A 13,591-nucleotide genomic window follows, 5' to 3' on the forward strand; every position below is an offset into this window, starting at 1 on the left:
CAGTGACGGGCGACACGGACGTGCCGCCCCACCGCTCAGAAGACCACCGAAATCACGGCAGTACCACCTATCCAGAAAACTGATACCAGGTACGTGGACTATCGGGACCAAGTAGCGCTACGCGCCATTCAAGGAGAGACGTGCTATCTCGGGTTTCTTCGACGTAGTCTCTCCACTTACTCAGCACTGGAGCTTGGGCCGCGAGCCCGTGATCTCCCCAAAGGGCCAACGTGGGAACGGTGACCCGGTACCCCACCTGATGGTCGTGTTCATCGTGATCGAGGTCTTCCCAGGTCGCTCGGTAGTCCTCGAATCCCGCATGCATTGCGCCCGGTTGCTTGAAGGACTCGATGTAGTGACCGATCATCGGTTCGAGACGGTCGCGCCGCAGTGTCCATCGATGGAATAAATAGCGAAGATACTCTTCTTCCCGACCAGATGTCATTGCCTCGGGGAGGTCGTGCTGCATATGGAAGAGCCAGTGGAAAAATCCGGCCGCCGTCGCGGTATCGGATTGGAACATCGCATGCGTGGGCACGACATCCAAGACCGCGAGCGTCCTGATCCGGTCAGCCTGGTCGAGCGCGAACCTGTGCGCTACTCGTGCCCCACGGTCGTGGCCGACCACATGGGAACGTTCGACGTCGAGTGCGTCGAGAAGTTCCACGATGTCGGCAGCCATGCGACGTTTGGAGTACCCGCCCTGGGGCTTGTCGCTGAGCCCGTAGCTGCGCAGATCGGGGGCGATGACCCGATAGGCGTCTGGCAGGAGCGGGGTGAGCTGATCCCAGCAGGCTGAGGTTTGCGGCCAGCCATGCAGGAGCACGACCGTCGGAGCATTCGGGTCAGTGTTCCCTGACAGCGTGTAGTGCAGGCGAATCGAAGGCAAGCTCAGAACATCAATCACAATTCGATACTAACCGCATAAAAGGGTTAGCTCATAGAATGAGGTCTGTGACTGCATCACAGCGTTTCGAGCCTTGGCTGTTCTACGGCGGATCAGTGGCGCTCGATTTCGTCAACACACTGCGAGACCGGGCTACGACGCCCCGCGAGACACTGACCTCCCCGGAAACACTGAGGGTGTGGGCAGGGCAAGCCCGGCTCGTTCCACCTGAATCTGGGTTCGGCGTCGAGACCTCCATCACGGACCAGGATCTGAGCGACTGCCTTGATCTGCGTGAGAGTATTGATGCCTTGCTTGTCCCTCAAACAGCGCTGCATTCGCGGCACATTTTGCTGGTCAACCGATGGGCTGCTGCGGCTCCGCGTCAGGAGATTGACGAATCAGACCCTGAGTTGGTCATAACCAAAATGGCATCGATAGAGAACGTGTTTGGAGTGCTCGCGGCAGATGCAATCTCGATTATTGCCCAAGGAGAACAGTCACGGATCAAGGTGTGTTCGCACCAGAGGTGCGGAATACGTTTTATCGATCGGTCACGCTCGCAGCAGCGCCTCTGGTGTTCCATGCAACGATGCGGCAACCGCGCTAAGGTCGCCCGCCATGCCGCCGGGCGAGACAACAAGTCTTAGCTCAGGCTGTCGGTAAGGTTGTGAACAGAAAGCACCGATCAGGACCGTGTTACTTTTGCAGGCCCACGGGGTTCCTTCCTCGGTGTAATACCGCGTCAACGGTGTCGAGAGAGAGCGGTCGTCATCGATCGCGTCGGTGAGCGCGCCAAGCTTCGCTGGCGGAGTAGCGGACGGTGGTTGGGGCTGGCGGTCAGGTGTACGTGATCGACGGTGGTCTGCCGCCCCTGATGAAGTTTCCGAGGTAGGCGACCACGCGGTCTGCTTCGGAGCCGAATGGGTTGTCGGTGACCATGTACGTCCAGGTCGATGACGGGCGGCGCAGGCCGAGATCGCCGAGGGTTGTGGCGTCGTCGGGTGCGTTGTCGAGAACCCGCCGGACTGCTGCGAGGGCGTCGGGGCCGAGGCTGCGGAACGAGTCGCCGGCGATTCGATTGAACTCGTCCAGCGGGTTCTGCCTACCCAGAACTCGCAGGTGGATGCCCTCGCGGACGGCGGCGAGGTGGTTCAGGTGATCGGTCCAGGCGCGGTCGAGCTGGTAAAGCACGACTTCCGTGGCGAGGCGGCGACGTTGCGCCGCCCATGCGCCCGCCCGGCCGGGAGCATCCGTGAAGACCTGCTGGAGGTAGTCATCGAGCGCGTCGGGTTCGGTGAGGAGGCGTTCGCGGGTATCCAGGATCGCCTGTCGATGCTGGTCGGTCATGGTGTGGTAGCTGCGGGTGGTGCGGTGCAGCTGCAGCAATTTGCCCTCGGCGACGCGCTGCGAGTGCTCGTAGAGACGCGCGAACTTCCGGTCGCCGATGAGCCCGTCTGGGGCGATGGAGCGGGGCTGGTCGCTGATGCGGAGCTGTTCGGTCACCACGTCGTCTTCGAGGCTGGTGTAGAACACGGACCTGCCGGGGTCGCCTTGCCTGCCCGACCTGCCGCGCAGTTGCCGGTCGAGGCGGGCCGAGTCGTATCGTCCGAGCCCGATGACGAGCAGGCCGCCGGTCTCGGCAGCTCCTGGACCGAGTTGGATGTCGACGCCTCGGCCGGCCATCTGTGTGGACACGGTGACCGCACCGTGCTCGCCGGCGCGGGCGATGATTTCAGCCTCGGCAGCGTCGTTCTTCGCGTTGAGTACCCGCGCTTCGACACCCAGCTCGGCGAGCAATCGGGCGAAGCGCTCAGAATCGGCCACGCTGCCGGTACCGATGAGCACCGGCTGTCCCGCATCATGGGCTGCACGCACGGCGTCGGCTGCGGCGGTGTCGCGTTGCTCGACGGTGGCGAACAGCCGGTCTGCGGCGTCCTCGCGGATGCAGGGGCGGTGGGTGGGGATGACCCCGGTCTTGATGTCGAGGTCTTCGGCGAGGCGCTCGGCCGCTTCGAGGGCGGTGCCGCTCATCCCGGTGAGGGTCCGATAGCCGCGGGCGACTGTCTCCACGAGCACCTGGTCGAGGATCTCAGCTTGCCCGGTCACCTCCAGTCCCTCTTTGCGCTCGATGGCGGCGTGGAGACCGTCCGGCCAACGCTGACGATCCGCGACCCGGCCACGGGCATCGTTGACCAGCTGCACCCGTCCATCGGTGACGAGGTAATGCACGTCGCGTTCGACCAGCGCGTGCGCGTGCAGTGCGACATGCGCCGCCGTCAACAGTTCGACATGCTCCTGCGCATATAGGTCATCGATGCCGAGCGCCGATTCGACACGAGCGATACCTGCCTCGGTGAACGCGACGCTGCGCCGGTCGCCCTCGACCTGATAGTGCTCCTCCTCGGTCAGTTCCGCGATGACCTGCGCCAAAGATGCTTCTTCTGGTTGCGGGTCGGCGTCGCCGGCGATCACCAGCGGCACCATCGCGTCATCGAGCAGCACGGCGTCGATCTCATCGACCACCGCGGCGTCCAATCCCGGCACCAGCCGCCGTGCCTCGGGGAGGCGCTGGCGGTCGCGCAGCAGATCGAACCCGATCTGGTGCACCGTCGCGTACACGACGTCAGCCCGGTACGCTTCGGAGCGATCCGGCTGACCCATTCCGTCGACGACCGCAGCGCAGGTTAGGCCGAACGCGGAGAACAACGGTTCTCCGGCATCGGCGTCTCGGCCCGCCAGGTAGTCGTTTGCCGAAAGCACGTGCACGCGCCGGCCGGCCGCGGCGAGACCGGCGGACACGAGGAACCCGACCAGCGTCTTGCCCTCGCCCGTGGCCATATCGACTACCCGGCCGCGTAGCATGCTCACGGCGGCGAGCAGCTGCACCTCGAACGGCTCCAACCCCAGCCGACGCCGCGCCACCTCACTCGCCACGCCGAGAAAGCGCGCCAGCTCGTCATCATCGTCCAAACTGATCGACACGGACCCAGCCGAACGTCTCAGAAGATCGTCGTCAGTGAAGCAACGCAGCGACGCGCGCTGGGAGACGATGCCCTCGACCAGCGACGCATACGTGCGCAGGTTCGCCGTGCCAGGATCCTGGCGGAAACGACTCACCCACCTCAGAGGGCGCTGCCACCACGCCCCCTGTTCACGCAACGGCTCGGGTCCGACCATCACCTCACGCTACCTGACCACCCTGACCGGGATCAGGGAACAGCTACTGGCACGGACTCGGCTCGACCTCGCTCAAGCCGCCTCCTGGAAGCGGTAAGTCCGCATCCGAGTAGGCTGAGCAGCGCAGAATCAGGCCAATCAGGACGCTCGTACTTTTGCAGGACTACGGGGTGTCTTTCTCTGTGTATAGACGGTTCAGTATCGATCGCATTATGTTAATCGGGGTCGTTCGCCTTTGCTGTCGCCATGATGAAAGCAGAAATGAGTAGTGATTATGTTCTCAATTGCGAGGAGACGTTGCCGATCCAGCGTCGTTGTTCCGGGGTTTCCACCGCTTGCGGATGGTAGTTCTTTCTTACCCAGGCCACGGCGGCATTGGCGGGTACCCCACCGATGATGGCGAGCGCGGCTAAGGCCGTTCCCGTTCGGCCTATGCCGCCGTCGCAGGCGATCTCGACCCGTTCGATTGCGGCTCGTTCGTACGCCTCATGGAGTGCTGCGACGGCGTCAGCCGTGGAGGTCGGGAGGGAGAAGTCCTGCCATAGAACCCAGCGGTGTGGCCAGAGATCGATACGCGGGGCGCGTCCCAGGAGATAGAACCCGAACTGAGGATCGAGTCCGTTGGGAAGCGGCGCGAGTAGGCCACGCCCTCGAACCCGGCGGCCATCGGGAAACTCAACCACGCCGTTACCGGTTTCCCATGTCTCGATCGCGTTCATGTCGCGGTGCCTATGCTTCATTTCGTCGGTCGATACAGAGGGTTGCGACGAGGTCTTCGTGGAGTTGGAACCAGACGCGGTGGCAGGAGTCGATGTCGGTCTTGTCGATCCAGTCAAGTTCCCCGCTCATGGCCCTGCGTAACGCCAACTCGTACCGCGCGACGTAGCCGTCGAACCTTGCGAGAACGGCAGATAGATTCTCGATCAAAGGAGCAAGTTCCGTTCCGAGGGCCGTCAGTTCTTCGAGAACCCGCCCATCCCATGCGCGATCGAAATGATCATTGGGCGCGAACTGATGCGTTTCGGTCGGTTTGATCTGCCAGTCGGTGACCGCTCGCAACAAGCGAGCGTTGAGCGGGAGGAAGACCCGGTAGGTGGACGCAACTACGCCATCGGGGTCGGCGCTCACGCGCTCTGCCGCGAGTTGGCGCTCGTTCTCCGCCTTGCCAAAGTCGGTGAGCGACCACCCATCGAGGTCGGCGAACGCGACGTGCTGCACCCACCCCGCATGTTCCGCGACGCTCAACTGGCGCAGCGCGTCGGCGTGGCTCGTTCCTGCACGCTCGGCAACCGCTTCGCTGTCGGCGAACCCCACGAGCCGCACGGCGTGCAGCACGAGTAGTGATGCCGCGGAATGATGGGTCATATTCGCTTGTCCTGCCGGGCGCTAAGGCGGTTGACGTACTGCTGGCACGCCTGTGGCGAGCGGAAGCCCATCGCCTCGGCGATCTGCGCCCAGGTCAGCCCCTCGTTGCGAGCTGCGAAGAGCAGACCGATCTCCACGCTCTCAACCTCGGCGCGAGCGGCCGGGAGCAACGAGAGCGCTCCCAGGAGTTCATCCGGGGTCAGTTCGGATGAACGCCACAGGGCGTACTGCGTCAGCTCGACCGCTGACGGCGGAGCCGGTTCAGGTCGCCACGGCCGCGGCTCCAACTGGTCTGCACCTTTGTCGAGAAGCATGCCTTGGGCGTTGCGCTCACGCTCGGCCTGCGCATGGTCGGCGGGGCCGGGTCGTTCGAGGTCGTGCTTGCGTTCCATGCCACCCATCCTGCTACGATCAACACACTGTTGTCAATACTTCATTGATTGGTGGTGTGATGCTCACAACGCTCTCCGAGGCGAGCCGGACGGACACGGGCGGGAAAGCGGCGACGCTCGGAGTGCTGCTGCGCGCGGGGCTGCCGGTACCCGATGGGTTCGTCGTGCCGAGCGGCATCCAGCGGACCGGCATCGAGGTCGGGCGCTCGTTGCGCGATGCGGTTGCCCGTGAACTGGCGCGGATGGGCGACCCTGTGGTGGCCGTGAGGTCATCGGCGACGGACGAGGACAGCGCAGAGGCGTCGGCCGCGGGCCAGTACGAGACCGTCCTCGGCGTGCGCGGCGCAGACGATGTGTGCCAGGCGGTCGCGACCTGCTGGGCTTCGGCCCGCGCCACGCGAGTGGGCGACTACTGGACTCGCTCAGGTGACACGTCGCCGCAGGCTTCGGGCATGTCAGTGCTCGTGCAGCCGGTCATCGAGGCCGATGTCTCAGGAGTCATGTTCACCCCTCAGCACGCCGATGAGCCGACGCGGATCGAAGCGTCTTGGGGGCTGGGTCTGCCAGTCGTGGGCGGTACCGTCGCCCCCGACGCCTACGAGGTCACCCCGGACGGGATCGTCGGCTTCTCGGCGGGAAGCAAGCAGACCCGTGTCGACCTGGATCACGAGCACGGCGGTGTCGCGACCAGTGCCGTCGCCCCCGACCGGCAATCCGCGCGCACCCTGGACGACGCCACGGTCACAGCCTTGGCCGACCTGGGCTGGATCGCGACTGCGCTTGGCGGGCCGCAAGACGTTGAATGGGCGGTTGCTGACGGCACTGTCTGGATTCTTCAAGCACGTCCGATCACCGCCGCGCTTCCGGCCCGCAAGGTTCATGATTCGTCCGATCAGGCCGGGGTGCTGAGCGGCACTCCGGGTGCTCACGGAACCGTCACCGCGGCGGCTCGTGTCGTGCGCGGGCCTTCGGACTTCCCGACTGTCCGCGCGGGTGACATCGTGATCTGCCCGTACACCGGTCCCGCTTGGACGCCGCTGTTCACTGTCGCCGCCGGGGTCGTCACCGAGACCGGCGGCGCGCTCTCGCACGCCGCGATCGTCGCCCGCGAGTACGGCATCCCTGCCGTGCTCGGCATCGACGGCGCCACTGCCCATATCGAGAACGGTGACCGAATCACGCTTGACGGGACAGCCGGAACTGTGACCGTTCTTTGACCCCAAACCCTACCCCCGACTGAAAGGAGAGCGGGAGCATCGTCATGATGCTCCCGACCCACTCATGGCAACCAGGTATCTCTACATTGCCCGGCACGGTGACGCCGACGCGTTCGGCAACCTCACTGACACCGGGCACGAACAGGCCCGCCTGCTGGGTCAGCGATTGGCGCATCTTCCCATCGACGCCGTGTACCACTCGCCTTTGCCACGAGCCGCCGATAGCGCCCAACAACTCAACATCTTCCTCACTGGCACTGCGCCCGTCAGCGGAGCACCCGAGCTGATCGACCACGTACCCTACGTGCCCACACCGGAAGAGACTCCACCGTCGTGGGTGCCGTTCTTCGACGGCTACGACACCAACGAGGCCGAGGCCGGGCACAAGATCGCCCGGAGCCTCACCGCGAGATTCGCCACACCGCCCGAGGGCGACGACGATGCGCACGAAGTGCTCATCACCCATGCCTACCCGATCGCGTGGCTCATCCGTCATGCCCTGGACGCACCGGCGGTGCGGTGGCTCGGCCTCAGCAGCGCCAACGCCGCTCTGACCGTGATCGAGAACCGGCCCGAGCTGCCGCCGAGCATCACCATGTTCAACGACATGAGCCACCTTCGCCCCGAACTGCAATGGACGGGTTTCCCCAAGACGCTGCGCCCCTGAACGCCGCGAGAAAGACAAGGAGATTCGAGTGAGTGACTATGTAATCGAGGCCGAGGGGCTGGTGAAGCGGTATGGCAAGCACACTGCGCTGGACGGCGTGGATCTGCGTGCCCGCCCTGGAACCGTTCTCGGCGTCCTCGGCCCGAACGGGGCCGGGAAAACAACGGCGATCCGCATCTTGGCGACCCTGACCGGCCTCGATGCCGGAACCGCCAGAGTCGGCGGCATGGACGTAACCCGCGACGCGGCCAAGGTGCGACGGATCATCGGTTTGACCGGCCAGTACGCGACGCTGGACGAAGAACTCACAGGAGTAGGCAACCTGATCCTGATCGGGAGTCTGCTCGACCTGCGCAAACCCGAGGCCGCCCGCCGAGCAGACGCGCTGTTGGATCGTTTCGGCCTGACGGAGGCCGCGGGAAAGCCCGTGGCTACCTACTCCGGTGGGATGCGCCGACGCCTCGATCTGGCGGCAAGCCTGGTCGGTCATCCTCGCGTCGTGTTCCTCGATGAACCCTCGGTCGGCCTCGACCCCGGCAAACGCGAAGAACTGTGGCGGATCATCCGCGAACTCACCACGGATGGCGTCAGCGTCCTCCTGACGACGCAGTACCTCGAAGAAGCCGACGCGCTGGCCGACGAGATAAGCGTGATCGACCACGGGCGCGTGATCGCCCACGGCACCCCGCCTGAACTCAAGCAGATCGTCGGTGGGCAGGCCATCGCCATTCGCCCCAAGAATCCCGTAGACGTGGAGAAAGCCGCTGCCATCCTCGCCGCCGTGTCCGGCCACCCGGTCGAGCACGCCGCTCAACAAGAGTTGGTCGCGCCAGTGGACAGTGACCGGGCGATGTTCGACATCGCCCGCCGCTTCGAAGCGGAGAGCATCGAGGTTGCCGAGTTCGCGTTACGGCTCCCCAGCCTTGACGAAGTGTTCTTCACCCTGACCGGCGCACCCGCCACCAGCGGCAAGACCGACGAGGCCGAAAGGAGCCACGCATGAGCACCGTCTCCATCACAGCCACCAGTTCTGAGAGACGCCCAGCGGGGCTACTACGGCACAGCCTGATCCTGGCCCGCCGGAGCCTGGCCAAGTCCGCCAGGAACCCCGGCGCACTGGTCAACGGAGTCGTCACACCAGCGATCTTCCTGCTGCTGTTCGTCTACCTGTTCGGCGGCTCAGTAGCAGGCTCCACCGACGACTACCTGCTCTATCTCTTCCCCGGAATCGTGGTCATGGGCGCAGGACTCTCAGGGATGCTGTCCAGCGGCCTGAGCATCAACATCGACATGAAGAAAGGCGTCTTCGACCGATTCCGCAGCCTGCCCATTGGACGATCAGCACCACTGCTCGGGTCGATCATGGCAGACATGGTGCGCTACGTCATCGCCATCGCTTTGCTGTTCGGTATCGGCTACCTCATGGGCTTCCGCGTCCAGACGGATACCGGATCAGCCTTGGCTGCAGTCGCGCTCGTGCTCGCGTTCGGATTCTGCCTGAGTTGGGTGACGGTGTTCCTCGGGGTGCTGGTCAAAGACGAGGGCGCAGTCATGGCGTTCGCGTTCATCGTCTTCATCCCACTCATGCTCGGTTCCAGTCTCGCGGCCCCCATTGACACGCTCCCTGAATGGCTCCAAGCCTGGGCGAACGTCAACCCCGTTACTCACGCGATGGACGCTGCCCGAGCACTGCTGGCCGGTGTGCCGACTGGAAACTCGATCATCCAGACCATCCTCTGGTCGGCTGGAATCTTGATCGCTTTCTGCCCGCTGGCGATCGCTGCTTACAACCGCAAACGTTGATAGTCGCACCGTTACCTCACCCGGCTGCGCTGCGGGCCATAGCCGACAAGCACTCACCCTTACCAGTCGCCCGACCCACCGCCGCGCCAGACTCGTCACCGATCTCAAACTTCTGGATGTACGGGGTTCTGCGGAGTCACAAAGCCAGCAGCTCTTGACTGGCGACTTCCTTGATTATGGACAAGAGGAAGAAGTCCACAGCGATCGTTGGACCCGTGCCGCCTTTGGTGACCACCGATGCTGAGCGAGAACTGTCCGACACCATCTCGTGCTTTCTGGCTCAGCTACGCGATCTGCCATCGGAGAGACGCCGTTGACAGAGGTCTGCATGACTTACAGGCAGTCGGATGAAAGCCGGAGGTAACGGCTTCCAGCCTCTGCTGGCGCGCACTCACACGATCCATCGCCCTATCGGGCCGCTGGCGTATGACTGCGTGAAGGTCATCATTGTCAGAGATGGATCAGCGATCTTGTTCAGTGAGTTCGGGCAGAAGCCGGTGCGCCCCGGCGACGTGATCCTGCTCGGACCGAACGTCCTCTGCGGTTCCGAGCCCGAAGGTCACATCACGGTCACCACGATCTACGCGGACACGGACTATGTGATCGATCAGGCGTTCTGGCAGTACGCCGGCATCGTCTACGACCGGCTGGATGCGCCGGTGTTCGTCAAGGAGACCTTCACCGAGCCGGCGCAGATCATCCGCCTCGGCGAGCAGCACGCGGGGCTGCTCATGCCGTGGCTGGATGAGCTTGTCGGGCTCAGCCTCGATGACGCGCACGCCCGGTTCCATCGGATGCAGGCACTCTGGTTCAACGTGATGGATCGCATCGCCCCGCACATCCGAGTGACCGACCATCGGGTCTCGCCCTCGCAGCGGGCGCGGAGCCTGCCGGTGCATCCGCGAGTGCGGCGCTTCGCCCCGACACGGGCGGAGGCCGACATGGTGCGTGCCGCGCTCAGCGGCGCGATCGCCAACCCCTGGACGCTGGATGATCTCTCCGAGATGGTGCATCTATCCACCAAGCAGGTCGCACGGGTGTTCACCGACGCCTACGGGAAGACACCGCTGGCGTATCTGACGATGCTGCGGGTCGAGGAGATGGCGCGGCTGCTGCGGGAGACCGATCTGACGATCGAGCAGGCGGGCCGCAAAGTCGGATGGCAGTCACGCAACCGCGCCTCCGAAGCCTTCCGACAGGCGACAGGCCTGACCCCGAGCCGCTACCGGATCATGCTGGCTACGCAGTACCGCCGCCATCACGACCAGCCCCGCGGCATCGCCGGTTCGACTACAGCGTGCGTCCCAGGCCTGTCCCACTCGGGCGTCGAGACTGTCCAGAATCGAAGGTCGAGCTGAACGGGTTCGGGAGCCGTCTGCGCTTCCCGCCCTGGTTGCGCAACTGCTCGATTTGACGCTGCTGCGCCGTAACGCGCTCGTTCAAGCTCTCCTGGCTGCCGTGCAGTTGCACGAGCTGCTGGCTGAGTGTGGCGTTCACTTCTTCCAGTCGTTGCGCAAGCGCCGCTTCAGCCGGCGCGGTTGCGACGGGTTGCATCTCCGCATTGACCGCAACGGCCTCGTCCAGCGCATCCGCGGCAGAAGCCTGGGTCAGGCGGCGGTGCGCGATGCGGCAGAACATCGCCGTGCGCGCGACCTCAGGGGAAAGGCCATCGGGGTAAGCCTCTGACAGGGCGTCTTCGATGAGCTGGATGCTCGGAAGGGTCAGCAGAACCGGAGCGGTGCTCTCGAACGCGGCGGCGAGAGATGCGCAGTCCTCGCCGACAGTGATGTGACCGTCGATCATCTTCTCCACCTGCGGCGTGATGCCCGCTGGGTCGGGTTCGCCCGGCTCGGGGAGGACGTGCGAGTCCCAGAGGTCGGCGCCGATGTCCTCGCGGTAGTTCCCGTAACGGCGCAGCTCCTGAGCCACCGCGCTCCGCTCGTCCTCGGCCAACACGAGCATCATCTGCTCCGCCATGACGGTCTCCTCTACGCCCGCACGACGCGTGCCGGCACGACCCTTCGACACCCAGGTGATCGGCTCCCTCCCGACCAGACTGCACCGTGTCAACCTAGGTTTCCCGCGATCTGCAAGAGGTGTGATCCCTCGTGGAGGGGTGCTGGTCGAGCACGTCTGGAAGGTCGGTGCGGGCCGGCCTTCGGGGTGCGCGGGGCGGTGTCGCTGGGCTGCTGAGGCGCGGCGCGCTGGCGCTGGGCCGGCGGATTCGGGGATGCGTGCACCTGGCAGGTGTTCTCCCGGCGTGGGGCTCCGCGCGGGGCCTGGTGCCGGGTCTCCACCGACCTGCCGGAGCCCTCATGCCTCACGCTGCCACCCCTGCCCGCCGACGCTGGAAGATCGGTTCGCTGTTCAGCGGGTACGGCGGTCTCGACCTCGCCGCCGAGCACTGCTTCGACGCGGAGACGGTCTGGTTCTCCGAGCTCAACGACCCCGTCGCTGGCGTCTTCGCCCACCACTGGCCGGATGCCCCGAACCTGGGAGACATCACCGACGTGGACTGGAGCGAGGTCGCACCGGTCGATGTGCTCTCGGGAGGGTTCCCGTGCCAGGACATCTCGACGGTCGGGAAGATGGCCGGTCTCGCGCCCGGCACCCGCTCGGGGCTGTGGTCGTTCATGGCTGAGGCGATCGAGGCGCTGCAACCCGGTTCGTGGTGATCGAGAACGTGCGCGGGCTGCTGTCTGCCCGCGCGGCCCGTCCCGAGATGCAAGGAGCAACCCCCGATGAACGCAACCCCGCAGACGCAACTGTGATGTCTCGGGTCATCGGTGACAGTTCTGCCTCAGGACATAGGTAACGTTTCGTGTCTCAGGACTTCGGTGACGGTTTGGTCCGTGATCTCCAGCCGCGGGACTTTCCGTTGCCCACGTAGCGGACACCGGGCTCGGGCAGCGAGTGCTCGATGAGCAGCTCCCCAGTTTGGGTGTCGAAGAAGCTGATCGTGTAGGAATCGATGATGACGTGCACGTGCTCACCGGCACGGTCGCGCCCGATCTGGTAGGCAACATCTCGGACCGTCACTCCACCGGTCACCCGCACTTTCCGCAGATACTCGCCCGGTCTGGCAGGCGGCGCAGTCTCGCGTCTCAGCGACTCCTTGGCCAGCGTGCCGGCCGGAGGGTCCGGGAACACGGGATCGACAAGCACTGGCTGCGGACGCGGAGGCTCGGCGACCTCAGTCGCCTCCCACGCGGCTTGCGGGGTGATCCTGCCCGGAAGCCCTTGGTGGCCCCGCTCGGTGTTATAGATGACATCGAACCGGTCAACCTGCTCCTGCAGCTCGGCGACCGACTCGGCCAGGGACTGCTTGTCGAGCCACCGGAACAGAGTCTGGTGAAACCTTTCGTTCTTGCCCTGTGTGGTGGGTCGACCGGGCTTTCCGGTGATCGCCTCGACGCCGAGCGAGGTGGCGTAGGTGACGAGCTGTCCTTCCCAGCCCCGCCGGGACGGGTTCAGCGCCATCCCGTTATCGGTCAGCAGGCGCTGGGGCACCCCACGCGAAGCGACGCCCTTGTTGAAGACCGCCAGAGCGCCCACGCTGGTCTCGCCACCTGCGACCTGGGAAGCGACCGCGACCCGGGAATGGTCGTCCTCGAGCTGGAAGATCACGCACTTGCGGCCCCAGGTGAGGACGTACTCGGTGGCGTCCAGCTGCCAACACGCGTTCGGCGCGGGATAGACGAACCTGCGGTAGGCGGCCCTCGGCTTCTTCCTCGGTTCGAAACGAGCGACACCGGCCTCGCGGAAGATCCGTGCCAGCGAAGCAATCGCGGGAGCGCCCATGCTCATCGCTTCCATCTTGTCATGCACGCTGATCGGTCCGTGATCCAGCCCCGAGGCCTCCAGTGAGGCGCGCACGTGAAGGGCGTGTTGTTTGGTCTCCTCTGTGATCCGGGTGGGGTTGGTCTGCGGGCGGCGTGAGCGAGGTTCCAGCACTGCGGCGGGGCCCTCTGTGTCCGCTCTCTTCCGCAGCGCGTAGAACGTCTTACGAGAGATGCCATGCTCCGCGCAGAACGTGCTCACCGCCCCACGTGGAGCATCATCGGGCCACCGGGCGATAGCG

At 64.9% G+C, this 13,591-nt stretch carries 13 protein-coding genes and 1 pseudogene; 7 read left to right on the top strand and 7 right to left on the bottom strand.

Annotated features, from left to right (window positions below; genetic code table 11):
- Positions 1-67: 67 nt before the first annotated feature.
- Positions 68-907, bottom strand: a complete 840-nt coding sequence (locus tag EB836_RS10340; protein ID WP_240689838.1) for an alpha/beta hydrolase — start codon at positions 905-907, stop codon at positions 68-70.
- Positions 908-954: 47 nt separating this feature from the next.
- On the opposite strand from EB836_RS10340, the gene EB836_RS10345 reads away from it, so the two are divergent.
- A complete protein-coding gene (locus tag EB836_RS10345; protein ID WP_167854425.1) occupies positions 955-1,536 on the top strand; it encodes a CGNR zinc finger domain-containing protein in 582 nt (193 codons plus the stop codon).
- Positions 1,537-1,726: 190 nt separating this feature from the next.
- Here EB836_RS10345 and secA2 read toward each other — a convergent pair whose 3' ends face one another.
- The 4 genes from secA2 to EB836_RS10365 form a co-directional block, all read right to left on the bottom strand.
- A complete protein-coding gene (gene secA2, locus EB836_RS10350; RefSeq protein WP_135540113.1) occupies positions 1,727-4,066 on the bottom strand; it encodes an accessory Sec system translocase SecA2 in 2,340 nt (779 codons plus the stop codon).
- A gap of 272 nt (positions 4,067-4,338) precedes the next feature.
- A complete protein-coding gene (locus EB836_RS10355; protein WP_135540115.1) occupies positions 4,339-4,785 on the bottom strand; it encodes a protein-tyrosine phosphatase family protein in 447 nt (148 codons plus the stop codon).
- A gap of 10 nt (positions 4,786-4,795) precedes the next feature.
- A complete protein-coding gene (locus EB836_RS10360; RefSeq protein WP_135540117.1) occupies positions 4,796-5,431 on the bottom strand; it encodes a transcriptional regulator in 636 nt (211 codons plus the stop codon).
- Entirely contained in the window at positions 5,428-5,823 is a 396-nt protein-coding gene (locus EB836_RS10365) for a DNA-binding protein (protein WP_135540119.1), read from the bottom strand. The genes EB836_RS10360 and EB836_RS10365 overlap by 4 nt, the downstream gene beginning before the upstream one ends.
- Before the next feature lie 59 nt (positions 5,824-5,882).
- Between EB836_RS10365 and EB836_RS10370 the strand changes: the two genes are divergently transcribed.
- The 5 genes from EB836_RS10370 to EB836_RS10390 all read left to right on the top strand — a co-directional run bounded on the left by EB836_RS10370 (position 5,883) and on the right by EB836_RS10390 (position 10,868).
- Complete coding sequence (locus tag EB836_RS10370; RefSeq protein ID WP_135540121.1) at positions 5,883-7,040, top strand: PEP/pyruvate-binding domain-containing protein; 1,158 nt, start codon at positions 5,883-5,885, stop codon at positions 7,038-7,040.
- Between the two features lie 64 nt (positions 7,041-7,104).
- Positions 7,105-7,707, top strand: coding sequence for a histidine phosphatase family protein (locus tag EB836_RS10375; protein WP_135540123.1), 603 nt, complete (start codon positions 7,105-7,107; stop codon positions 7,705-7,707).
- 61 nt (positions 7,708-7,768) lie between these two features.
- A complete protein-coding gene (locus EB836_RS10380; protein ID WP_240689841.1) occupies positions 7,769-8,710 on the top strand; it encodes an ATP-binding cassette domain-containing protein in 942 nt (313 codons plus the stop codon).
- Entirely contained in the window at positions 8,707-9,510 is an 804-nt protein-coding gene (locus EB836_RS10385) for an ABC transporter permease (RefSeq protein ID WP_135540127.1), read from the top strand. Before EB836_RS10380 ends, EB836_RS10385 begins: the two co-directional genes overlap by 4 nt.
- Positions 9,511-9,980: 470 nt before the next feature.
- Complete coding sequence (locus EB836_RS10390) at positions 9,981-10,868, top strand: helix-turn-helix transcriptional regulator (protein WP_346763088.1); 888 nt, start codon at positions 9,981-9,983, stop codon at positions 10,866-10,868.
- Here EB836_RS10390 and EB836_RS10395 read toward each other — a convergent pair.
- On the bottom strand, positions 10,801-11,487 hold the full coding sequence (locus tag EB836_RS10395) for a hypothetical protein (RefSeq protein ID WP_135540131.1): 687 nt from the start codon (positions 11,485-11,487) through the stop codon (positions 10,801-10,803). The two genes, EB836_RS10390 and EB836_RS10395, sit on opposite strands and share 68 nt — an antisense overlap.
- Positions 11,488-11,825: 338 nt before the next feature.
- On the opposite strand from EB836_RS10395, the gene EB836_RS10400 reads away from it, so the two are divergent.
- Complete coding sequence (locus tag EB836_RS10400; RefSeq protein WP_240689843.1) at positions 11,826-12,185, top strand: DNA cytosine methyltransferase; 360 nt, start codon at positions 11,826-11,828, stop codon at positions 12,183-12,185.
- Between the two features lie 125 nt (positions 12,186-12,310).
- Here EB836_RS10400 and EB836_RS10405 read toward each other — a convergent pair.
- Positions 12,311-13,551 (bottom strand): annotated as a pseudogene (locus EB836_RS10405) (integrase core domain-containing protein).
- Between the last annotated feature and the right edge of the window lie 40 nt (positions 13,552-13,591).

The organism is Brevibacterium sp. S111 (genome assembly GCF_004745075.1).
Lineage (GTDB): Bacteria > Actinomycetota > Actinomycetes > Actinomycetales > Brevibacteriaceae > Brevibacterium.